Consider the following 20,993-nt stretch of genomic DNA (forward strand, 5'->3'; position numbering starts at 1 on the left):
ATCGTTCCCACGCTCTGCGCGGGAACGATCGATGGTGTGTTGGTTAGGTTTCATTTTCGGAGTCTGGCAATGCCGTTACGCGAAGAGTGTCTGTGGGAAAAACTGACGCCGCAAAGGCCCGACAATGCGGCGCTCAAGGGTGAGGTGACGGTGGATGTCTGCGTCATCGGTGCCGGTTTCACCGGGCTGTCGGCGGCGGTGCATCTGCTGGAGCAAGGCAAAAGTGTCTGTGTGCTGGAAGCGCATCGTGCCGGCCATGGCGGTTCGGGGCGTAACGTCGGGCTGGTCAACGCCGGAATGTGGATTCCTCCGGACGAAATCGAAGCCGGTTTTGGCAAGGCGGTCGGCAGTCAGCTCAACCGTATGCTCGGAGCGGCGCCGTCGCTGGTGTTCAGCCTCGTCGACAAATACAACATCGATTGCCAGTTGCGCCGCGAAGGCACGCTGCACATGGCGCACAACGCGCGTGGCGAGGCGGACCTGCGCAGTCGCGAAGAACAATGGAAACGTCGTGGGGCACCGGTGGAATTGTTGACCGGAGCTGCCTGCGAACAAGCCACGGGCACCCGGAAGATCGCCGCCGCGCTGCTCGACCGGCGTGCCGGCACGATCAACCCGATGGCCTACACCACGGGGCTGGCCAACGCGGCTATCGGCCTTGGCGGTCAGTTGTTCGATCATTCCCCGGTGACCCGACTCGAACGTCAGGGCCAGCGCTGGTCGGTGCAGACCGCCCAGGGTTCGGTGCTGGCCGAACAGGTGGTGATCGCTTCCAATGCCTATACCGAAGGCGACTGGACGGAGCTGCGTCGCAACTTCTTCCCCGGTTATTACTATCAAGTGGCTTCGGTGCCGCTGACCGAAGACGCCGCGCAGCAAATTCTGCCCGGTGGTCAGGGTTCCTGGGACACCCGGCAAGTGCTCAGCAGCATCCGTCGTGATGCCGAGGGGCGGTTGTTGCTCGGCAGTCTCGGCAATGGCAACCAGAAACCGACCTGGTTCCTCAAAGCCTGGGCCGATCGGGTTCAGCAGCATTACTTCCCCTACCTGAAACCGGTGGAATGGGAATGCACCTGGACCGGTTGCATCGCCTTCACCCCCGATCATTTGATGCGCCTGTTCGAGCCGGCACCGGGTCTGGTGGCCGTTACTGGTTACAACGGTCGAGGCGTGACCACCGGCACAGTGGTCGGCAAAGCCTTCGCCGACTACTTGTGTAACGGAAATCCTCAAGCCCTGCCGATTCCCTTCGCACCCATGCAGCCATTGGCGGGCGTGGGGCTGCGAAGCTGCCTGTATGAGGCCGGTTTTTCGCTGTATCACGCGGGCCAGTGCCTGCGGATCGTGATCTGATTGTTGAAATATGTTGCTGGAAGCAGCGCTTTTCAGCGAAGCGGCTAGCCTGTAATGGTGCGGGTTGTAGCAGTTGTGCACCGGCAGTGTGCAGTTCGGTGACGCGGGCTGTTACAGGCAGGTTGCACATCGTTTGGCGCTGCGGTTGCAATGATGGCGCATGCGGGTTGCGCCTTTTGAAATAAATGGTTTCACCTCCCGCGGTTTAGACGGTTGCACGCCCAATGAAAATGGGATCGAAACAGTCGAAATAACAAGAAAGCAGCGACTTTTTTCAGAATAAAAAACCGATGGCACGGCCCTTGCTCTGAGCATTCAGTGAAGTCGCAGTGCCAACTAAAAAAAACCTTGGAGCACCACCTCATGTCCCAGACGTTTTACAAGAAAGGCTTTCTGGCCCTCGCAGTGGCAGCTGCGTTGGGTGTTTCTGCGTTTGCACAGGCTGATGTGAAAATCGGTGTGGCCGGCCCTATGACAGGCGCCAACGCGGCATTTGGCGAGCAGTACATGAAGGGTGCACAGGCAGCCGCTGATGCGGTCAACGCCGCCGGCGGTGTCAACGGGGAAAAAATCGTACTGGTCAAAGGCGATGACGCCTGCGAGCCGAAGCAGGCTGTGACGGTCGCCAAAGACCTGACTGAAAAGAAAGTCGTTGGTGTGGTAGGTCACTTCTGCTCCTCGTCGACCATCCCTGCCTCCGAGATCTACGATGAAGCCGGCATCATCACGATCACCCCAGGTTCCACCAACCCCAAGGTGACCGAGCGCGGCCTGAGTGCCATGTTCCGCATGTGCGGGCGTGACGACCAGCAAGGTATCGTGGCTGGCGACTATATCGTCGACGTGCTCAAGGGCAAGAAAGTCGCCGTGCTGCACGACAAGGACACCTATGGCCAAGGCTTGGCAGATGCCACCAAGGCTCAACTGATCAAGCGCGGCGTAACGCCAGTGCTGTATGAAGGCCTGACTCGCGGCGAGAAAGACTTCAGCGCCGTCGTCACCAAGATCCGTGCGGCCGGTGCCGACGTGGTCTACTTCGGCGGCTTGCACCCGGAAGCCGGTCCACTGGTTCGGCAACTGCGTGAACAGGGCCTCAAAGACGTCAAGTTCATGTCCGATGACGGCATCGTGACTGACGAACTGGTGACCACCGCCGGTGGCCCACAGAACGTTGATGGCGTACTGATGACCTTCGGCGCCGACCCACGTCTGCTGCCAGACAGCAAGACCGTGGTAGACGCCTTCCGCAAGGCCGGCACCGAACCTGAAGGCTACACCTTGTACGCTTACGCTTCGGTCCAGACCCTGGCCGCAGCGTTCAATGGCGCCAAATCCAACAAGGGCGAAGACGCTGCCAAATGGCTGAAAGCCAACCCGGTCAAGACCGTCATGGGCGAGAAGACCTGGGACAGCAAGGGCGACCTGAAAGTCTCCGACTACGTGGTTTACAAGTGGGACAAGGACGGCAAATACCACCAGCTGGAAAAACAGAAGTGATATGAGCGGTTGATCTGCCCGGCGCCTTGCGCGCCGGGCAGTCCTGAAACATGTCCGTGCAGTACCTGTCTTTTCTCGTAGAGCTGCACACAACCGAGTTGCGCCGGCGGCTGAACCCCGGTCCGTCGCACCCGGCTTCTGTGCAGTCTCTCAAGTGCGTGAGATTGCGTTATGGATGGTATTTTCCTGCAGCAACTGGTCAACGGCCTGACCCTCGGGTCGGTCTATGGCCTGATCGCCATCGGCTACACAATGGTCTATGGCATCATCGGCATGATCAACTTCGCCCATGGCGAGGTTTATATGATCTCTGCGTACCTCGCGGCGATCAGTCTGGCTCTGCTGGCTTACTTCGGTATTGAATCCTTCCCGCTGCTGATGCTCGGCACCCTGGTTTTCACCATCATCGTCACCGCGGTGTATGGCTGGGTCATTGAGCGTGTCGCTTACAAACCGCTGCGCAACTCCACCCGACTGGCACCGCTGATCAGCGCCATCGGTATTTCCCTGATCCTGCAAAACTATGCACAGATCAGTCAGGGCGCCCGTCAACAGGGTGTACCAACACTGCTGACCGGTGCATGGCGAGTTGAAGTCGGGAGCGGCTTCGTTCAACTCACCTACACCAAAATCTTCATTCTGGTTGCCGCATTCGTCGGCATGGGCTTGCTGACCTATGTCATCAAGTACACCAAACTCGGCCGCATGTGCCGCGCCACCCAGCAAGACCGCAAGATGGCTTCGATCCTGGGGATCAACACCGATCGGGTGATTTCCTACGTGTTCATCATCGGTGCGGCGATGGCGGCCCTGGCCGGTGTGCTGATCACCATGAACTACGGCACGTTCGACTTCTACGCAGGCTTCGTCATCGGGATCAAGGCGTTCACTGCGGCAGTGCTCGGCGGGATCGGCTCACTGCCCGGCGCCATGCTGGGAGGGATCATTCTCGGGATCTCCGAGTCGCTGTTCTCGGGGTTGGTCAACTCGGATTACAAAGACGTTTTCAGCTTCTCGCTGCTCGTTCTTGTTCTGGTCTTTCGGCCTCAAGGCCTGCTTGGCCGTCCTCTTGTGTCGAAGGTGTAAGCGATGTCTTCAACCACTAAAACCATTGATGTCAAAAAAAGCCTGGTTGACGCGATTCTTGCCGGCCTCATCGCCCTGATTGTGTTCGGCCCGATTGTTGGTGTGGTCCTCGACGGCTACGGCTTCAACCTGCAGCCGACGCGCGTGGCGTGGATAGTCGCCATTGTCATGGCTGGCCGCTTTGCCCTGAGCCTGTTCTTGCAAACCCCCAAAGGCCTGAGAATTCTCGAAGGCTTCGAGAGCACCGGTTCCGGGGTTCATGTTCTGGCGCCTGATTACAAATCCCGGTTGCGCTGGGTCGTCCCGCTGGTGATCGTTGTCGCCGTGGTATTCCCATTCTTCTCCAACTCTTACCTGTTGGGCGTGGTCATCCTTGGGTTGATCTACGTGCTGCTGGGCCTGGGCCTGAACATCGTGGTCGGTCTGGCTGGCCTGCTCGACCTGGGTTATGTGGCGTTCTATGCCATCGGCGCTTACGGCCTGGCGCTCGGTTACCAATACCTGGGGCTGGGCTTCTGGACGGTGCTGCCTTTGGCGGCGATCACTGCCGGGCTGGCGGGGTGCATCCTGGGTTTCCCGGTGCTGCGTCTGCACGGCGACTATCTGGCAATCGTGACCCTGGGCTTTGGTGAAATCATCCGGTTGATCCTCAACAACTGGTTGTCCCTGACCGGTGGCCCGAATGGCATGGCGGCGCCGTTGCCAACTTTCTTCGGTCTCGAATTCGGAAAGCGGGCGAAGGACGGCGGGGTACCTTTTCATGAGTTCTTCGGCATCGCCTACAACCCGGACGTGAAGTACTACTTCATTTATGCGGTGTTGTTCCTGGTGGTGCTGGCCGTGCTGTACATCAAGCATCGCTTGACCCGCATGCCGGTCGGTCGCGCATGGGAAGCCTTGCGTGAAGACGAAATCGCCTGTCGCTCCATGGGGCTGAATCACGTACTGGTCAAACTGTCGGCGTTCACCATCGGCGCATCGACAGCGGGCCTGGCCGGCGTGTTTTTCGCGACCTATCAGGGCTTTGTGAACCCGACCTCATTCACCTTCTTCGAATCGGCATTGATCCTCGCCATCGTGGTACTTGGCGGCATGGGTTCGACCATCGGCGTGGTGATGGCAGCATTCGTGTTGACCGTCGCTCCGGAACTGCTGCGCGGCTTCGCTGAATATCGCGTGCTGCTGTTCGGCATCCTGATGGTGTTGATGATGATTTGGCGACCGCGCGGCCTGATCCGGATCAGCCGTACCGGTGTGACCCCGCGTAAAGGAGTAGCGCCATGAGTGAAGTCGTACTCTCGGTCGAGAACCTGATGATGCACTTCGGTGGCATCAAGGCGTTGAGTGACGTCAGCCTGAAGGTCAAGCGCAACTCGATCTTCGCGTTGATCGGCCCCAACGGCGCGGGCAAGACCACTGTGTTCAACTGCTTGACCGGGTTCTACAAAGCGTCCGGCGGGCATATCGAGCTCAACACCCGTGGGGTGAAGACCAACGTCATCAAAATGCTCGGAGAGCCGTTCAAGGCAACCGATTTCGTTTCGCCGAAAAGCTTCATCAGCCGGCTCCACTACAAGATGTTCGGTGGCACGCACCTGATCAACCGTGCCGGTCTGGCGCGGACTTTCCAGAACATTCGCCTGTTCAAGGAGATGTCGGTACTGGAAAACCTGCTGGTAGCCCAGCACATGTGGGTCAACCGCGGCATGCTGGCCGGCATCCTCAACACCAAGGGTTATCGCAAGGCCGAAAGCGATGCACTGGACCACGCCTTCTACTGGCTGGAAGTGGTGGACCTGGTGGACTGCGCCAACCGTCTGGCCGGTGAACTGTCCTATGGTCAGCAACGCCGTCTGGAGATCGCCCGGGCCATGTGTACCCGGCCGCAGATCATCTGCCTCGACGAACCGGCCGCCGGTCTCAACCCTCAGGAAACCGAAGCGCTGAGCGCGATGATCCGGCTGCTGCGTGACGAGCATGATCTGACCGTGGTGTTGATCGAGCACGACATGGGCATGGTCATGAGCATTTCCGACCACATCGTGGTGCTGGACCACGGCGTTGTCATCGCCGAGGGCGGGCCTGATGCGATCCGACACGATCCGAAAGTGATTGCCGCCTACCTGGGCGCCGACGAAGAGGAACTGGTATGAGTCAACCGATCCTCGAACTGAAAGAGATCGACGTGTTCTACGGACCGATCCAGGCCCTGAAGAAAGTCTCGTTGCACATCAATGAAGGGGAGACCGTCAGCCTGATCGGCTCCAACGGTGCCGGCAAGTCGACCCTGCTGATGTCGATTTTCGGTCAGCCACGGGCGACTGACGGGCAAATCGTCTATCAGGGTGTGGATATCACTCACAAGTCGTCCCACTACATCGCCTCCAACGGTATCGCTCAGTCGCCGGAAGGCCGCCGGGTGTTCCCCGACATGACCGTCGAGGAAAACCTGCTGATGGGCACCATCCCGATCGGTGACAAGTACGCCGCCGAGGACATGGAGCGCATGTTCGAGCTGTTTCCGCGGCTCAAGGAACGGCGTAACCAGCGGGCCATGACCATGTCCGGTGGCGAGCAGCAAATGCTCGCCATTGCCCGGGCGTTGATGAGCCGACCCAAGCTGTTGCTGCTCGATGAGCCGAGCCTGGGGCTGGCGCCGATTGTGGTGAAACAGATCTTCGCGACCCTGCGGGAACTGGCCAAGACGGGCATGACCATCTTTCTGGTGGAGCAGAACGCCAACCACGCCCTCAAGCTGTCGGACCGGGCGTACGTGATGGTCAACGGGCAGATCCGCCTCACCGGCACCGGCAAGGAGCTGCTGGTGAACGAGGAGGTGCGTAACGCCTATCTCGGCGGGCACTAAACCGAAGAGCCTGGAAAACGCCCTGACGAACTCAGGGCGTTTTTTTATGCCCGCACAATCCCTACACGAGGCTGTGGTTTGAGGTAAAGGGAAATTGTGGAAAACAATATTCATGACCTCTCAAAGCGCGACATAAAGCCGCTGCAAATTGCTGTTTTGTCACGGTTTTGACTTGTCCCCGTTTGCTGTGGAGCTGGCTGTGAATAACGTGGGAGTAGCTGGCTGTAAGCCTTTGAATACGTGGCTTTCAGAGGGATGACTGTTTTTTGATCAGGTGCTTTTGGCGAACCTGAAGTGGGCATTGTCAACCTTTTTGTTATGAGCGAAGCCGGTGTGAGCCGAGGTGGACAAGCCTGTGGATAAGTCTGTGGTTAAACTCTGGAAAGACTCGGCTGAGGGCCGTGGTTGCTGGCTTGGCGCCATCGTCGCTATGACCGCTCAGTCGTGCAAATTGCCCTGGACTACACAGCGGATGCCTCAGGGTCAAGCAAAAAACTTTCAAATATGCCCGCAAAGCCTTGTGGATAGCGGCTTGCAGCTTTTCCACTTGCCCCCGGAAACTGTGGACCGGCCTGTGGATAAGGTGCGCGTACATGGCTGCAAGCCACGGGGCATGGGGTGTTGCCAGCATTGATCATTTTTTGTACGGTTTTTGCCATGGTTGCCGCTGTGGAAAAGGCCGGGCATGCTGCCGGTTGATTTTCTATTCCAAGGGCTGACTGTCAGCCGACGCAAGGAGAACACGATGTCCAACACCCTGTTTATTACCGGCGCGACCTCCGGTTTTGGTGAAGCCTGTGCCCGTCGTTTTGCCGAGGCCGGCTGGAAACTGGTGCTGACAGGTCGTCGTGAAGAGCGCCTCAATGCCCTGTGCGCCGAGTTGTCGAAACAGACCGAGGTCCATGGCCTGGTGCTCGACGTACGGGACCGCAAGGCCATGGAGGAGGCGATTGCCAACCTGCCGCCATCCTTCGCCAAGCTGCGCGGGCTGATCAACAACGCCGGCCTGGCCCTGGGTGTGGACCCGGCGCCCAAGTGCAATCTCGATGATTGGGACACCATGGTCGACACCAACATCAAAGGCCTGATGTACAGCACCCGCCTGTTGCTGCCACGTTTGATCGCTCATGGTCGTGGCGCCAGCATCGTCAACCTCGGCTCCATCGCCGGCAACTACCCGTACCCGGGCAGCCACGTGTATGGCGCGAGCAAGGCGTTCGTCAAACAGTTCTCCCTGAACCTGCGCTGCGACCTGCAAGGTACGGGCGTGCGGGTCAGCAACATCGAGCCGGGCCTGTGCGAGAGCGAGTTCTCGCTGGTGCGTTTCGCCGGTGACCAGGAGCGTTACAACGCTACTTACGCCGGTGCCGACCCGATCCAGCCGCAAGACATCGCCGAGACCATTTTCTGGGTGCTCAACACACCGGCCCACATCAACATCAACAGCCTTGAGCTGATGCCGGTGAGCCAGACCTGGAGTGGGTTTGCCATTGAGCGTAATGCCAAGGTGTAAGACCGAGTAACGGCTATTCGCGGGCAAGTCTCGCTCCTACGGATTATGTGTTGTTCGCAGAGTCGCGATTCAACATAAAACCTGTAGGAGCGAGGCTTGCCCGCGAAAACAATTTTTCAGTCAGCGCAAATACTCGGCCAGCCCGCGATAGCAGGTTGCCAAGTGATAAGGCGTGGTCGAAGGCATGTCCTTGCGGCTCACTTCGCCCTGCTCATCGCGACACTCATACCAACCGCCCGCATGCAGAAAGCTTTGTTGCAACGCCTGCAATTGGCGTTGCACCGATGCTTCGCTGTCCGGGCGCAAGGTCAGGGCGCGCAGGTATTCGGCTTGAGCCCAGATGCGTTGGGTTGCGTCGCGAGGGTGATCATCCAGTTCCAGCATCGCTCGCACGGCACCGGTCTGCTGATCGACACCCCGTTGCTCGGTGAACGCAAACGCGCGCTCCAGCGAGGCATGCAGTGTCGAGCCGCGCAGCAATGGCGAGGATTGCAGCAGGAAATACCATTCGAACTGATGGCCCGGCTCGAACCAGTTATCCACAGCTCCCAGCGGCTTCTCCATCAACACCGCATGTCGCGGGTCGATGAAACGCTTTTGCATGGCTGTGCATAACTCGATGAGTGCGTTCTGCACAGCCGCGTCTTCGCGCACCGACAGGGTGGCGAGGAAGGCTTCGGCCAAATGCATCAGCGGGTTCTGCAATGGACCGGAGTCGAGCGAGGACCAATCACGGTCCAGGCTGGCTTCGTACAGGCCGTCGCCCGTGGCGAAACGCTGCGCCACCACTTCCAGCGCGGCATTGAGTACCGACTCCACCAGCGGTTCGCGAACCTTGTCCCAATAATGGGCGCAAGCGAACAGGATGAAGGCGTGGGTGTAGAGGTCTTTGCGCTGGTCCAGCGGCGTACCTTGCGGGTCGATGCTGTAGAACCAGCCGCCATGCTCGGCATCGTGGAAATGCCGTTGCAAGGAACGAAACAGCGCCGCCGCGCGCTCTTCAGCCTTGGGCACCTGGCCGATCAGGCTGGAGAACAAATACAGCTGCCGCGCGCAGGCCATGGCCCGGTAGCGCTGAGGGGGCAGCGGTTTATGCTCGGCATCCAGCGCCTCATAAGGCAACGCCATGTCGGCGTTCCAGCCGGGGCCCTGCCAGAGCGGCACGATCACGTCCTGGAAGTGCTGATGCACTGAGGCGAACAGGGCGGTCAATTCAGGCTGGGAGGCAGAGCGGGAAACATGCGGCATTGGCTGGCGTCGTCACGGCAGGGTTAATTGCGCGACATGTTAGCAGGCCTTAGAGATGCGGTGTCTGTCAGGCCGCCTTCGCGGGCAAGTCGGATCGCGAAGGGGCCAGTTCAGACGCTAGAGAATCAACCCGCGAGCAACCAGACTCCGGTTGCCGCCGACGCCGCACCCGCCAGCCGAACCAATGGTGCCGCGGCCTGAGGCAAGACGCGAACCATCGCATAACCCGCGGCATGCAACGCCGCTGTCGCTGCCACAAACCCTGCGGCATACGCCCAGGGACTGGACATGTCCGGCAATTCCAGACCATGCGCCACGCCATGAAACAGCGCGAACAACGCGGTCGCCGCCACCGCCAGGCTCAGCGGCGGACGCACTGCCAACGCCACCGCCAGGCCCAGCGCCAATACCGATGCCGCAATCCCGCTTTCCAGCGCCGGCAGGTTCAGTCCTTCAAAACCCAGCAAGCCGCCGATCAACATGGTGCCCACGAATGTGCACGGCAGGGCCCAGCGCGCAGCGCCTTTCTGCTGCGCCGCCCACAACCCCACGGCAACCATCGCCAGCAAGTGATCGAGGCCGCCGATCGGGTGGCTGATGCCGGCGATCAAGCCGTTGTCGCCATGGCCCGGGTGGGCGAAGGCAATGGCTGGGGTCAGCAGCAGGGCCATGGCGCCCAGAATGCGTTTCAGTGTCATGGATAAGCTTCCTTGTTGATAAGTGTGATCAGGCCGCAGTCAGCAGGCCCTGGCGTTCGATAAAGGCGATGATTTCTTCAAGACCCTGGCCGGTTTTCTGGTTGCTGAAGACAAACGGCTTGCCGTTGCGCATGCGTTGGGTGTCGCTGTCCATCATCTCCAGCGACGCGCCTACCAGCGGCGCCAGGTCGATCTTGTTGATCACCAGCAGGTCGGATTTGCAGATGCCGGGGCCACCCTTGCGCGGCAGCTTGTCGCCGGCGGAGACATCGATCACGTAAATGGTCAGGTCGGACAGCTCCGGGCTGAAGGTCGCCGAGAGGTTGTCGCCGCCGGATTCCACCAGGATCAGATCCAGCCCCGGAAAGCGCCGGTTCAGTTGGTCCACGGCTTCGAGGTTGATCGAGGCGTCTTCGCGGATCGCCGTGTGCGGGCAGCCGCCGGTTTCCACGCCGATGATCCGCTCCGGCGCCAAGGCTTCGTTGCGCACCAGAAAGTCAGCGTCTTCGCGGGTATAGATGTCGTTGGTCACGACGGCCAGGTTGTAGCGTTCGCGCAGGGCCAGGCACAGGGCCAGGGTCAAGGCGGTTTTGCCGGAGCCGACCGGGCCGCCGATGCCGACGCGCAGGGGTTGTGTGTTCATGTGATTCTCCAAACTAAAAGGCCCTAGGAACGGAACAGACGGCTGTACTGGCGCTCATGGGCCATGCACGCCAGGGACAGACCGAAAGCGGCGCTGCCAACGTGTTCGAGATTGATTCGGCTGGCGTCTTGCTGCGCCTGTTGCAGCAACGGCAGCAGTTCGCTGGTCAGGCGTTGTGCGGCTTGCTGGCCCAACGGCAGGGTTTTCATCAACACCGCCAGTTGGTTTTCCAGCCAGCTCCAGAGCCAGGCGGCCAGCGCATCTTGCGGGTTGATGTTCCAGGCGCGAGCCGCCAGCGCCCAGCCGAGAGCCAAGTGCGGTTCAGGGCGTTGCTCGAGAAAGGCGCGAGCAGGCTCGTCCAGCTCCGGCAAGCCGTTGAGCAGCTGCTGCAGCGAATAGCCCATCTGCCGGCTCTCCTGATGCAGCTCACGTGTTTCGCGGCTGGCGCGATGCTCTTCGCAGCGTTGCAGCAACTCGGCCCAGTTTTCTTCGGCTGCGGCGGTGCAATGGGCGAGCAGTAGCGGTGCTTCGAAACGCGCCAGGTTCAGCAGCAATTGATCGCTGATCCAGCGTCGCGCGCTGTCGGGATCATTGACCCGGCCGTTATCCACCGCCATTTCCAGGCCCTGGGAATAGCTGTAGCCGCCAATTGGCAGCTGCGGGCTGGCCAGGCGCAGCAGCGCCCAGGCGGGGTTCATAAGCGCACTCCGAACTGGTGCAGTTTCGGCGGGTAGTTGAAGTCCTCGTCACCGTGGCGCGAGTGGTGATGGCCACCACCGTAGGCACCGTGTTCCGGCTGGAACGGCGCTTCGATGTTCTCGGCCTTGGCGCCAAGCTGTTCGAGCATGGCCTTGAGCACGTAATCATCGAGCAGGCGCAACCAGCCGTCGCCGACTTGCAGGGCCACGTGGCGATTACCCAGGTGATAGGCGGCGCGGGTCAGTTCGAACGCATTGGCGCAGGTGACGTGCAGCAGTTGTTCGGGGCGAGCACAGACGCGAACGACGCGCCCGTCTTCGGCTTGCAGGCACTCGCCGTCATGCAGCGGTGGCTGGCCGCGCTCCAGAAACAAGCCGACGTCTTCACCCTCGGCACTGAAACAGCGCAAGCGACTTTTGCTCCTGGCTTCGAAGGTCAGGTGCAACTCGGCGGCCCAGACGGGTTGAGGGTCGATTCTGCGATGAATCACCAGCATCGGAAGGCTTCCAGCAATGAACAATGTTCAGGCTAGAGCAAGGGGCTTGCCAATCGGGTGAGAGGTAGGAAATGCCTGTCAGAGCGACGGGGGGGGACTCACAATGTTGCAGGACTTTGATTGAAGTTGGTGCGTGGCGGGTGTTTACGCACCAATTTGCAGCGCACAAAAAGATCGCAGCCTTCTGCCGAAGGCTGCGATTTTTTTCTAACGGGTTACTCGGTACTGCCGAGTCCTTGCCAATGCTTCAGCCCGATAAAGATAAACCGCAACTGCTGGGTGATTTTCGCCTGTGGTGTCAGGTGCTCGGGCAATGCTTCGGCCGGCGGATCGATGATGTCCGGCAGGGTCGCGAACACGCTTTTGACGATCAGATCGGCCATGACGCTCAGGCCGGCGATGTCCAGATGCTGCAGTTTCGGCATCAACGACAAATCGGCCGCCAGGTCCGAGCTGATGTCCTCGCGCAGGCGGCCGATGGCCTGGCGCACCGGCAGCGAGCCGCCGTACTGCTCTCGGGCAAGAAACAGGAACTGCGAGCGATTGGCCGTGACCACGTCGAGAAAGATCCGCACCGAGGCATCGATGATACCGCCCATGACGAATTCGTTATGGCGCACCAGGCGGATGGTTTCGCGGAAGGTCTGGCCGACTTCGCACACCAGCGCCAGGCCCAATTCGTCCATGTCGGCGAAGTGCCGGTAGAAACCAGTGGGCACGATCCCGGCGGTTCGCGTCACTTCACGCAGGCTCAAGCTGCCGAATCCTCGGCCGCTTTCCATCAGGTGGCGGGCAGCGTCCATCAGGGCGTTGCGGGTCTGTTGTTTCTGTTCGGCGCGGGGCAGCATCGCAAGGGTGTTTTCTGGACAGGGACAGCGGCGCACTCTAGCAAATCGGCTTCGCTGGCGTCGAACGGACTGTCGGGGGATCACGCGGGGGAAATGCAGCTTCTATAAAGTCAAAAGCCCAATCCGGGGATTGGGCTTTTTTTCCAGGCCGCCATGGGCTTAGCTCACAGCGCTGTTGCGTTCGATCACACGGTCACCACCACCTTCAGCAAGGGTTTGGCCTTGTGGAGTGCGATCGGCACCGTCAGCCGCCAGGGTTTGGCCTTGTGGAGTGCGGTCGGCACCGTCAGCAGCCAGGGTTTGGCCTTGTGGAGTGCGGTCAGTACCGTCAGCCGCCAGGGTTTGGCCTTGTGGGGTACGGTCGGTACCGTCAGCAGCCAGAGTTTGGCCTTGTGGGGTACGGTCGGTACCGTCAGCAGCCAGAGTTTGGCCTTGTGGGGTACGGTCGGTACCGTCAGCAGCCAGGGTTTGGCCCTGTGGAGTGCGATCCGAGCCATCCTGGGTGATCAGGCCTTTTTCTTTCAGGCGCTCGTTACCGTTGGCACCATCGGCAACGGTCTGGCTGAACACCGAGTGGCTGTCTTTGACTTGTGGAGTGGCCTGATCGGCAGCCGGCAGAGCAAAAGCGGTGCTGGCTAACATTGAGAGGGTCAGGCTAAGCAGTAATTCGCGTTTCATGATGGGTTGCTCCTTGGGAGGGCGATAAAGTGGGTACGAGGTCAATGCTACTCTCGATAAGTCGATATAAAAGTTCATAAACGCAATGGTAATAATCAACGGAATTGATTGTTTGGCCGAGCGGCTCTAGAACGGGCGTTTCCGGCGAACGTTTTTGCACTGAGGTGGGTATTTTCGACTCATTTTCGCCTCGCAAAAGTGCGGGGTCGGTAACGCTGAAAAGGGAGGGGCGAGACGGCTATTTGCGTTCGAATCGGCCTTCGGGTTAAACCTGCGGGCCGTTTTCCAGTCGTACATTTCATGGCAGGCCGGTTCTGGCCTAACGTTTCATCAGTGCGTCGCTGTCAGGGCGCTCAGTCGTATTCAGGAGCTCTGTGCAATGACGCGCACTCGTAAAATGCTTGCCTGGACCTCCGCCAGCCTCGTTGTGCTGCTGGCCGTCCTGGTGCTGATCATCGCGTTCTTCGATTGGAACCGGATCAAACCGCCCCTTAACGCCAAAGTCTCCGAAGAACTGCATCGTCCGTTCGCCATCAATGGCAACCTCGCGGTGGTCTGGCAGCGCGAGCCCGACGAAGGCGGCTGGCGGGCCTGGGTACCGTGGCCGCATGTGGTGGCCGAGGACCTGAGCCTGGGCAACCCGGACTGGTCGAAGCAACCGCAGATGGCCACCCTCAAACGCGTCGAGCTGCGTATTTCACCGCTGGCCTTGCTGACACAGCGGGTGACGATCCCGCGTATCGACCTGACCGAGCCCAATGCCGACCTGCAGCGTCTTGCCGACGGCCGCGCCAACTGGACATTCAAGTTCGACCCCAAGGATCCGAATGCCGAGCCTTCTAACTGGGTGCTGGACATCGGTGCCATCGGCTTCGACAAGGGCCATGTCACGCTCGACGACCAGAGCCTGAAAAGCCGCCTCGACTTGCTTATCGATCCGCTGGGCAAGCCGATTCCGTTCAGTGACATCGTCGGCGACAAAGCGGCGAAAACCGCGCTTGAGAAGGGCGGTTCGCCGCAGGATTACGCGTTCGCGTTGAAGGTCAAAGGCCAATACCACGGCCAGAATCTGGCCGGCCAAGGCAAAATCGGTGGTTTGCTGGCCCTACAGGATGCCGCCAAGCCGTTCCCGCTTCATGCGCAAATGAAGATTGCCGACACCAGTGTCGAACTGGCCGGCACGCTCACCGACCCATTGAACCTCGGCGCCCTGGATCTGCGCCTGAAACTGGCCGGTGCCAGCCTGGGCAATCTCTATCCGCTGATCGGCGTGACCCTGCCGGATACCCCGCCGTACGCCACGGATGGGCATTTGACCGCCAAGTTGCGTGAGTCGGGCGGGGCGGTGTACCGCTATGAGGACTTCAACGGCAAGATCGGCGAGAGCGACATCCATGGCAACCTGGCTTATGTCGCGAGTCAACCGCGGCCCAAGCTCAGCGGGGCGGTGGAGTCCAATCAACTGTTGTTTGCCGACCTGGCCCCACTGATCGGCGCCGACTCCAATGCCAAGCAAAAGGCCCGCGGCGGTGAAAGCAAACAGCCGGCGGACAAGATTCTGCCGGTCGAGGAATTCAAGACCGAGCGCTGGCGCGATATGGACGCTGACGTCGAGTTCACTGGCAAGCGCATCGTCCACAGCGAAAAACTGCCGTTCAACGACCTCTACACCCATTTGGTGCTGACGGATGGTGTGCTCAGTCTCGAGCCCCTGCGTTTCGGCGTGGCGGGCGGCAATCTGGATGCGCAGGTTCGTCTGAACGGGCGCGCCGAGCCATTGGAAGGCCGGGCCAAACTGACCGCGCGCAAGTTCAAGCTCAAACAGTTGTTCCCGTCCATTGAACGGATGAAAACCAGTTTCGGTGAGCTCAATGGCGACGCCGACCTTACCGGTCGTGGCAACTCGGTGGCCAAGCTGCTGGGCACTGCCGACGGCAATTTGAAGATGCTGATCAATGATGGCGCCATCAGTCGCGAGCTGATGGAGCTGGCCGGGCTCAATGTCGGCAACTATGTGGTCGGGAAAATCTTTGGCGACAAGGAAGTGAAGATCAACTGCGCGGCGGCCAATTTCGACATCAAGAGCGGTCTGGCGACCACGCAGTTGTTCGTCTTCGATACCGAGAACGCGATTGTCTACATCGATGGCACGGCGAACATGGCGACCGAGCAACTGGACCTGACCATCAGCCCGGAATCCAAGGGCTGGCGCTTGATTTCGTTGCGTTCGCCACTGTATGTGCGGGGTAAGTTCATCAAGCCGGATGCGGGGGTGAAAGCGGTGCCGCTGATGCTGCGCGGGGCCGGGATGGTGGCACTGGGTGTGATTGCCGCGCCGGCGGCGGGTTTGCTGGCGCTGATCGCGCCGAGCGCTGGCGAGCCGAATCAATGTGCGCCGTTGCTGGAGCAGATGAAGGCGGGCAAGGCGCCGGTGACGGTCAAGCCCACCCGGTAGATCAAAAGATCGCAGCCTGCGGCAGCTACATTGGAACGCGTTCCCCTGCAGGAGCTGCCGCAGGCTTCGATCTTGGCAATAGACCAGACAATCGAGCTTCCTCCTGCAACCACGCAAAAAACGCCCGCACCGGCGGATGCCGTTCGCGCCCTGGAACGCACAGTGCGCTGTATCCGGCCCCGTCGACCTGAATCTCACCCCGGTAAGGCAGCAATAAGCCGCTGGCCACACTCTCCGACACCAGAATATTGCTCGCCAGCACCAAACCTTGCCCGGCAATGGCGGCTTGCAGGGCGTAATGCTCTTCGTCGTATTCACGCACCGCTGGCTGTCCGGCCAGCCAGGTTTCGCCGGATTGCGCGCACCAGGCTTCCCAGCCGTGGGCATACAGTTTGGAGTTATGCCACTGCACGCTGATCAGGGTGGGTACCCGACGGGTCGCCAGGGCCACTTGTTCAGGCGAGCCATAAACCCCGAAGGACTCGTCGAACAGGCACAACCCATACAGGTTCGGGTAGTCGTCTTGGCTGTAGCGCAGCACCAGATCGACGCTGGCGTCCTGATGCAAATCGATGACTTCGCAGTGAGTGTCCAGACGCACGCTGATGTGCGGATGCCGGGCATAAAACCGTCCCAGCCGTGGCACCAGCCAAAGGGCGGCGAAAGCGGCGGTGGTGGAGATCGTCAGGCTCGTGCCGCTGCGTTGCGGGCGCAAGGTATCGACGCTTTGCGCCACCTCCAGCAGGGCGCCATGCAGGCTACGGAACAGCCGTTCGCCGCACTCGGTCAGGCGCACCTGGCGTGGCAGTCGTTCGAACAGCGGCACGCCGAGCCAGTTTTCCAGGGAGCGGATCTGGTGGGAAACCGCCGTCGGCGTCACGGACAGCTCTTCGGCGGCAGCCTTGAAACTCAGCAGGCGCGAGGCGGATTCGAAGGCCCGCAGGGCGGTCAATGGCAACGAGGCAAACATTTAAAACTCCATGGATGAAATAGATTCATCCAGACTGATTTTTGCTCATTTGAAGGCAGGTGGCTGTGCGCTTCAAGCTGCAACCACAAGCCGTTTCAGTTTAGCCCTCAAGGAGATTCAGATGAGCACAATTCTTGCCATTCACGCCAGCCCCCGTGGCGAACGCTCTCATTCGCGGCGGTTGGCCGAGGTGTTTCTTTCAGCCTGGCAGGTCCGTAACCCGCAGTCGCAATTGACCCGCCGTGAAGTCGGCCGGGCGTTGATCCCGGCCGTCAACGAAGCCTTCGTAGCGGCTGCTTTTCATCCGGAGCCTCAAGCGCGACCGTTGTCGATGCAGGCCGACCTGGCACTTAGCGATGAGTTGGTGGGGGAGTTGCTCGGCCATGATCTGCTGGTGATTTCCACCCCGATGTACAACTTCAGCGTGCCCAGTGGCCTCAAGGCCTGGATCGACCAGATTGTGCGGCTCGGGCTGACGTTCAATCACACCCTGGACAACGGCATCGCGCAGTACGAACCGCTGGTGCGGGGCAAGAAGGCATTGATCGTCACCAGTCGCGGCGGGTTTGGCTTCGGCCCCGGCGGTGAGCTTGAAGCGATGAACCATGCCGACCCGTTGCTGCGCACGGCACTGGGGTTCATCGGCATCACTGACGTCACGGTTGTCGCCGCCGAGGGCGAGGAGTCCGCCGAGCGCACCTTCCAGGTTTCCGTAGCCGAGGCCGAACAGCGTTTGCTGGCGCTGGCCAGGGAGTTCTAGATGGCCTGGCTGTTCCTGCTGATTGCCGCCGGGTTCGAGGTCACCTTCGCCATGGGCATGAAGTACGCCGAAGGCTTCACCCGGCTCTGGCCTTCGGTGATCACCGTGGTGGCGGCCGTGGGTGGGATCTATTTCCTGACCTTGGCCATGCGCGAATTGCCGGTGAGCATCGCCTACCCGATCTGGACCGCTATCGGTTCACTGGGCACGGTGTTCCTCGGCTTTGCGCTGCTGGGCGAAAGCCTGACCGCGCTCAAACTGGTGTCGGTCGGGCTGATTGTGGCGGGCGTGGTGGGGTTGAAGTAGGGTGGATGTCATAGATTGGTCACCGGGTTGTCATCTTGGGTGGCGATGCTTGGCTGAGGCCTTGCATCCAGCCTTGCTTCATCTCACCGACCACAAGGATGTTCATCCATGTCGCAAGGCTCTGCCACGCGTTACCCGTTGGTGCTGGTCCCGGGGATGCTCGGGTTTATTCGTCTGCTGCTCTATCCGTATTGGTTCGGGATCATTTCGGCGTTGCGCCGGGACGGTGCAACCGTGATCGCGGTGCAGGTTTCGCCGCTCAACTCAACCGAGGTGCGTGGTGAGCAATTGCTGGCACGAATCGAGGAAATCCTGCGCGATACCGGGGCCGAGAAGGTCAACCTGATCGGCCACAGCCAGGGCTCGCTGACCGCTCGGTATGCTGCCGCAAAACGCCCGGACCGGGTGGCGTCAGTGACCTCGGTGGCCGGGCCCAATCACGGTTCGGAGCTGGCGGACTACCTGCACGATCACTATCCGGCTGACAGCGCCAGGGGCCGATTGCTCACCTTTTTTTTGTGGTTGATCAGCGCGTTGATGTGCCTGCTGGAAACCGGTTATCGCGGGCCGCGACTGCCGGTGGATATCCCGGCTTCGCATGAATCGCTGACCACGGCCGGCGTGGCGCTGTTCAATCAGCGTTATCCACAGGGGCTGCCTGACACCTGGGGTGGGCATGGCCCGGAAGTGGTGAATGGCGTGCGCTATTACTCCTGGTCCGGGACTTTGCAGCCGGGCAAGACCGATCGCGGGTGCAACCTGTTCGACGGCACCAACCGCAGTTGCCGGTTGTTTGCCAGAACCTTCGTGCGTGAAGCGGGGCATTGCGACGGGATGGTCGGGCGCTACAGCTCGCATCTCGGGACGGTGATTGGCGATCAATACCCGATGGATCACTTCGATATCGTCAACCAATCCCTGGGGCTGGTGGGCAAAGGGGCGGAGCCGGTGCGGTTGTTTGTCGAGCATGCCGCGCGGTTGAAGGCGGCAGGCGTTTAAGCCCTGTGGCGAGGGAGCTTGCTCCCGTTGGGCTGCGAATCAGCCCCCAGAATGCGATGCTTTGCGCTCGAGCGGGAGCAAGCTCCCTCGCCACAAAGGGTTATGCGCGGCCCAATGTGGTAGTCCAGCGCTCGGAAAGAATCACCCCACCCAGCGTCAACACCCCACCCACCAGGTGATACAACGCCAACTGCTCATGCAGCACCACCGCCGCAATCAGCGCCGTAATCAACGGCAGCAGGTTGAAAAACAGCGTGGTCCGGCTCGGGCCCAGGCGTACCACGGCCTGCATCCACGCCAGCGGCGCAAGCATCGAGGCCAGCAGACAGGCGTAAAGCACCAGCGGAATGTTATGCAGGGTCGGGCCGATTTTCGGTGAGGCGAGGAACAGCGGAAACAGCACCACCACCGCCACCAGCACCTGTAAATACAGCAACACCAGCGGCGGCAAGCGCAGCTGCCATTTTTTCAGCAAGGTGCTGTAAACCGCATAAGCCAGCGTGGCGATCAGCATCATCGCGTCGCCCAAGTTCACCCCGTGCTCCAGCAACGCGCCAAGGCTGCCGGACGACACCACCACCAGAACACCGGCAAACGACAATACCGCACCGGCCAGGGCTCCGGCGGTCAGGCGTTGGCCGAGGCTGACTATCGCCATGGCCAGCGACATCAACGGCATCAGCGACAGAATGATCCCCATGTTGGTGGCCGACGTCAGCGTTGCAGCGAAATAGGCCAGGCTCTGATAAACCGCCATGCCGAGTACGCCGAGGATGAAGATCCTCCCCAGGTTTTGGCGTATTACCGGCCAATGGGCGATCACCGGCTTAACCATGAAAGGCGTGAACAGAATCCCGGCCAGCAGCCAGCGGTAGAAGCCGATTTCGGCGGGGAAGATTGCGCCCACCGCGAGTTTGTTGATCACGGTGTTGCCGGCCCAAATGAAAATGGCCAGCAGGGGATAAGCGTATCGCATCGGGAAAAAGCCAGAACGTTAATGAGGGGCAATTATCCGTCTGTCTGGATGCAAGCCTATACTGCGATCCAGACAATCTGCCCCTGATTCCGGACAGCATGAACAGTAAACACATCGACCTGCTGGATTTCAGCGAACTGCCGTCGGCGGTGTATTTCCGCTATGCCGACTTCAACGCCCACGAATACGCCGCACCTCACCGGCATCCGTGGGGCACGCTGGAGTACGCGGCCCATGGCGTGTTGCACATGGAAGTCGATGGCAGCCGTTTCATGTCGCCGCCGCAGTACGCGGTGTGGGTGCCGCCCGGGACCGAACACAGTTTCTATAGCCATCAGCCGATCAACTATCGCGCGGTCTGCCTCGCGCCGACGTTGTGCCGCAATCTGCCGCAACAGGCTTGCACCCTGGCGATCAGCGACATCCTCAAGGCGATCCTGAAAGACTTCGCCGCCCGCGATGTGAAAATTCCCGAGCACGACGCGGACCAGCGTCTGGCTCAAGTGCTGGTAGACCAACTGCAACAGGCGCCCATGCAAGAGTGCTATTTGCCCTACGCCAGCAGTCCCGGGTTACTTGGCATTCTGGAAGCCTTGCAGGCCGAACCTGGGGATAACCGGCCGTTGGCGTATTGGGCCGGGCAGGTTCACGTCAGCGAACGCACGCTGGCCCGGCAGTTTGTTCGCGAGTTGGGCATGAGTTTCGGTGAATGGCGGCAACGGTTGCGGTTTCTGGCAGCGATCGAAGCGCTGGACAGCCACCGCAGCATTCAGGAAATCGCTTTCGACATGGGTTACAGCACCGGCTCGGCGTTTATCGCGATGTTTCAGCGCCAGGCCGGGTGCACGCCGGAACAGTATCGGCGCAGCCATCTTGATAGCAGATGAAGGTGTAATAGGCTT

General features: G+C 60.3%; 21 protein-coding genes. 12 read left to right on the forward strand and 9 right to left on the reverse strand.

The window, feature by feature from the left end:
- Nucleotides 1-69: 69 nt before the first annotated feature.
- The 7 genes from LOY28_RS02685 to LOY28_RS02715 all read left to right on the forward strand — a co-directional run bounded on the left by LOY28_RS02685 (nt 70) and on the right by LOY28_RS02715 (nt 8,315).
- The gene (locus tag LOY28_RS02685; RefSeq protein ID WP_018928480.1) at nt 70-1,353 is read left to right on the forward strand and encodes an FAD-binding oxidoreductase; all 1,284 of its coding nucleotides are present in this window, start codon (nt 70-72) and stop codon (nt 1,351-1,353) included.
- Between the two features lie 363 nt (nt 1,354-1,716).
- Nucleotides 1,717-2,850 carry a branched-chain amino acid ABC transporter substrate-binding protein gene (locus LOY28_RS02690; RefSeq protein WP_018928479.1) on the forward strand — a complete coding sequence of 378 codons (1,134 nt, stop codon included), beginning with the start codon at nt 1,717-1,719 and terminating at the stop codon, nt 2,848-2,850.
- A gap of 171 nt (nt 2,851-3,021) precedes the next feature.
- The gene (locus tag LOY28_RS02695; protein ID WP_007939055.1) at nt 3,022-3,936 is read left to right on the forward strand and encodes an ABC transporter permease subunit; all 915 of its coding nucleotides are present in this window, start codon (nt 3,022-3,024) and stop codon (nt 3,934-3,936) included.
- Nucleotides 3,937-3,939: 3 nt separating this feature from the next.
- A complete protein-coding gene (gene livM / locus LOY28_RS02700; RefSeq protein WP_018928478.1) occupies nt 3,940-5,220 on the forward strand; it encodes a high-affinity branched-chain amino acid ABC transporter permease LivM in 1,281 nt (426 codons plus the stop codon).
- Entirely contained in the window at nt 5,217-6,089 is an 873-nt protein-coding gene (locus LOY28_RS02705; RefSeq protein WP_018928477.1) for an ABC transporter ATP-binding protein, read from the forward strand. Before livM ends, LOY28_RS02705 begins: the two co-directional genes overlap by 4 nt.
- Nucleotides 6,086-6,802, forward strand: a complete 717-nt coding sequence (locus LOY28_RS02710; RefSeq protein ID WP_086944073.1) for an ABC transporter ATP-binding protein — start codon at nt 6,086-6,088, stop codon at nt 6,800-6,802. The genes LOY28_RS02705 and LOY28_RS02710 overlap by 4 nt, the downstream gene beginning before the upstream one ends.
- A 745-nt stretch (nt 6,803-7,547) precedes the next feature.
- Nucleotides 7,548-8,315, forward strand: a complete 768-nt coding sequence (locus tag LOY28_RS02715) for an SDR family oxidoreductase (RefSeq protein WP_258613018.1) — start codon at nt 7,548-7,550, stop codon at nt 8,313-8,315.
- 120 nt (nt 8,316-8,435) lie between these two features.
- On the opposite strand, the gene LOY28_RS02720 is transcribed toward LOY28_RS02715, so the two are convergent.
- The 7 genes from LOY28_RS02720 to LOY28_RS02750 all read right to left on the reverse strand — a co-directional run bounded on the left by LOY28_RS02720 (nt 8,436) and on the right by LOY28_RS02750 (nt 13,625).
- Nucleotides 8,436-9,563 (reverse strand): AGE family epimerase/isomerase, encoded by a 1,128-nt coding sequence (locus LOY28_RS02720; RefSeq protein ID WP_018928474.1) that lies wholly within the window; start codon nt 9,561-9,563, stop codon nt 8,436-8,438.
- Between the two features lie 125 nt (nt 9,564-9,688).
- Nucleotides 9,689-10,261: a HupE/UreJ family protein gene (locus LOY28_RS02725; RefSeq protein WP_018928473.1), complete on the reverse strand. Its 573-nt coding sequence runs from the start codon at nt 10,259-10,261 to the stop codon at nt 9,689-9,691.
- Between the two features lie 28 nt (nt 10,262-10,289).
- Nucleotides 10,290-10,904: an urease accessory protein UreG gene (ureG, locus tag LOY28_RS02730; protein WP_018928472.1), complete on the reverse strand. Its 615-nt coding sequence runs from the start codon at nt 10,902-10,904 to the stop codon at nt 10,290-10,292.
- Nucleotides 10,905-10,927: 23 nt separating this feature from the next.
- A complete protein-coding gene (locus LOY28_RS02735) occupies nt 10,928-11,602 on the reverse strand; it encodes an urease accessory protein UreF (RefSeq protein WP_018928471.1) in 675 nt (224 codons plus the stop codon).
- Nucleotides 11,599-12,099 carry an urease accessory protein UreE gene (gene ureE / locus LOY28_RS02740; RefSeq protein WP_018928470.1) on the reverse strand — a complete coding sequence of 167 codons (501 nt, stop codon included), beginning with the start codon at nt 12,097-12,099 and terminating at the stop codon, nt 11,599-11,601. Before ureE ends, LOY28_RS02735 begins: the two co-directional genes overlap by 4 nt.
- Before the next feature lie 215 nt (nt 12,100-12,314).
- Nucleotides 12,315-12,947 carry a TetR family transcriptional regulator gene (locus tag LOY28_RS02745; protein WP_018928469.1) on the reverse strand — a complete coding sequence of 211 codons (633 nt, stop codon included), beginning with the start codon at nt 12,945-12,947 and terminating at the stop codon, nt 12,315-12,317.
- Nucleotides 12,948-13,106: 159 nt separating this feature from the next.
- Nucleotides 13,107-13,625: a hypothetical protein gene (locus LOY28_RS02750; protein ID WP_258613019.1), complete on the reverse strand. Its 519-nt coding sequence runs from the start codon at nt 13,623-13,625 to the stop codon at nt 13,107-13,109.
- A gap of 379 nt (nt 13,626-14,004) precedes the next feature.
- Here LOY28_RS02750 and LOY28_RS02755 point away from each other — a divergent pair, with 379 nt between their 5' ends.
- On the forward strand, nt 14,005-16,080 hold the full coding sequence (locus LOY28_RS02755; protein WP_258613020.1) for an AsmA family protein: 2,076 nt from the start codon (nt 14,005-14,007) through the stop codon (nt 16,078-16,080).
- A 25-nt stretch (nt 16,081-16,105) separates the two neighbouring features.
- On the opposite strand, the gene LOY28_RS02760 is transcribed toward LOY28_RS02755, so the two are convergent.
- Nucleotides 16,106-17,050 carry a LysR substrate-binding domain-containing protein gene (locus LOY28_RS02760; RefSeq protein WP_018928466.1) on the reverse strand — a complete coding sequence of 315 codons (945 nt, stop codon included), beginning with the start codon at nt 17,048-17,050 and terminating at the stop codon, nt 16,106-16,108.
- Nucleotides 17,051-17,171: 121 nt separating this feature from the next.
- Here LOY28_RS02760 and LOY28_RS02765 point away from each other — a divergent pair, with 121 nt between their 5' ends.
- The 3 genes from LOY28_RS02765 (at nt 17,172) to LOY28_RS02775 (ending at nt 19,115) form a co-directional block, all read left to right on the forward strand.
- A complete protein-coding gene (locus tag LOY28_RS02765) occupies nt 17,172-17,810 on the forward strand; it encodes an FMN-dependent NADH-azoreductase (protein WP_018928465.1) in 639 nt (212 codons plus the stop codon).
- On the forward strand, nt 17,811-18,116 hold the full coding sequence (locus LOY28_RS02770) for a multidrug efflux SMR transporter (RefSeq protein WP_007903452.1): 306 nt from the start codon (nt 17,811-17,813) through the stop codon (nt 18,114-18,116).
- A 108-nt stretch (nt 18,117-18,224) separates the two neighbouring features.
- Nucleotides 18,225-19,115, forward strand: a complete 891-nt coding sequence (locus LOY28_RS02775) for a triacylglycerol lipase (RefSeq protein WP_258613021.1) — start codon at nt 18,225-18,227, stop codon at nt 19,113-19,115.
- Nucleotides 19,116-19,215: 100 nt separating this feature from the next.
- Here LOY28_RS02775 and LOY28_RS02780 read toward each other — a convergent pair whose 3' ends face one another.
- A complete protein-coding gene (locus tag LOY28_RS02780; RefSeq protein WP_258613022.1) occupies nt 19,216-20,091 on the reverse strand; it encodes a DMT family transporter in 876 nt (291 codons plus the stop codon).
- A 98-nt stretch (nt 20,092-20,189) separates the two neighbouring features.
- Between LOY28_RS02780 and LOY28_RS02785 the strand changes: the two genes are divergently transcribed.
- A complete protein-coding gene (locus LOY28_RS02785) occupies nt 20,190-20,978 on the forward strand; it encodes a helix-turn-helix transcriptional regulator (protein ID WP_258613023.1) in 789 nt (262 codons plus the stop codon).
- Nucleotides 20,979-20,993 lie beyond the last annotated feature (15 nt).

Source organism: Pseudomonas sp. B21-017 (assembly GCF_024749245.1).
Classification (GTDB): domain Bacteria; phylum Pseudomonadota; class Gammaproteobacteria; order Pseudomonadales; family Pseudomonadaceae; genus Aquipseudomonas.

What these genes read in the sequence shown, in the direction of transcription:
- ureG (WP_018928472.1), bottom strand. Translation starts at nt 10,904, where the DNA reads ATGAACACACAACCCCTGCGCGTCGGCATCGGCGGCCCGGTCGGCTCC.
- LOY28_RS02695 (WP_007939055.1), top strand. Translation starts at nt 3,022, where the DNA reads ATGGATGGTATTTTCCTGCAGCAACTGGTCAACGGCCTGACCCTCGGG.
- LOY28_RS02685 (WP_018928480.1), top strand. Translation starts at nt 70, where the DNA reads ATGCCGTTACGCGAAGAGTGTCTGTGGGAAAAACTGACGCCGCAAAGG.
- LOY28_RS02710 (WP_086944073.1), top strand. Translation starts at nt 6,086, where the DNA reads ATGAGTCAACCGATCCTCGAACTGAAAGAGATCGACGTGTTCTACGGA.
- LOY28_RS02750 (WP_258613019.1), bottom strand. Translation starts at nt 13,625, where the DNA reads ATGAAACGCGAATTACTGCTTAGCCTGACCCTCTCAATGTTAGCCAGC.
- LOY28_RS02770 (WP_007903452.1), top strand. Translation starts at nt 17,811, where the DNA reads ATGGCCTGGCTGTTCCTGCTGATTGCCGCCGGGTTCGAGGTCACCTTC.
- LOY28_RS02780 (WP_258613022.1), bottom strand. Translation starts at nt 20,091, where the DNA reads ATGCGATACGCTTATCCCCTGCTGGCCATTTTCATTTGGGCCGGCAAC.
- LOY28_RS02745 (WP_018928469.1), bottom strand. Translation starts at nt 12,947, where the DNA reads ATGCTGCCCCGCGCCGAACAGAAACAACAGACCCGCAACGCCCTGATG.
- LOY28_RS02715 (WP_258613018.1), top strand. Translation starts at nt 7,548, where the DNA reads ATGTCCAACACCCTGTTTATTACCGGCGCGACCTCCGGTTTTGGTGAA.
- LOY28_RS02765 (WP_018928465.1), top strand. Translation starts at nt 17,172, where the DNA reads ATGAGCACAATTCTTGCCATTCACGCCAGCCCCCGTGGCGAACGCTCT.
- LOY28_RS02705 (WP_018928477.1), top strand. Translation starts at nt 5,217, where the DNA reads ATGAGTGAAGTCGTACTCTCGGTCGAGAACCTGATGATGCACTTCGGT.
- LOY28_RS02720 (WP_018928474.1), bottom strand. Translation starts at nt 9,563, where the DNA reads ATGCCGCATGTTTCCCGCTCTGCCTCCCAGCCTGAATTGACCGCCCTG.
- LOY28_RS02785 (WP_258613023.1), top strand. Translation starts at nt 20,190, where the DNA reads ATGAACAGTAAACACATCGACCTGCTGGATTTCAGCGAACTGCCGTCG.
- livM (WP_018928478.1), top strand. Translation starts at nt 3,940, where the DNA reads ATGTCTTCAACCACTAAAACCATTGATGTCAAAAAAAGCCTGGTTGAC.
- LOY28_RS02760 (WP_018928466.1), bottom strand. Translation starts at nt 17,050, where the DNA reads ATGTTTGCCTCGTTGCCATTGACCGCCCTGCGGGCCTTCGAATCCGCC.
- ureE (WP_018928470.1), bottom strand. Translation starts at nt 12,099, where the DNA reads ATGCTGGTGATTCATCGCAGAATCGACCCTCAACCCGTCTGGGCCGCC.
- LOY28_RS02735 (WP_018928471.1), bottom strand. Translation starts at nt 11,602, where the DNA reads ATGAACCCCGCCTGGGCGCTGCTGCGCCTGGCCAGCCCGCAGCTGCCA.
- LOY28_RS02775 (WP_258613021.1), top strand. Translation starts at nt 18,225, where the DNA reads ATGTCGCAAGGCTCTGCCACGCGTTACCCGTTGGTGCTGGTCCCGGGG.
- LOY28_RS02725 (WP_018928473.1), bottom strand. Translation starts at nt 10,261, where the DNA reads ATGACACTGAAACGCATTCTGGGCGCCATGGCCCTGCTGCTGACCCCA.
- LOY28_RS02690 (WP_018928479.1), top strand. Translation starts at nt 1,717, where the DNA reads ATGTCCCAGACGTTTTACAAGAAAGGCTTTCTGGCCCTCGCAGTGGCA.
- LOY28_RS02755 (WP_258613020.1), top strand. Translation starts at nt 14,005, where the DNA reads ATGACGCGCACTCGTAAAATGCTTGCCTGGACCTCCGCCAGCCTCGTT.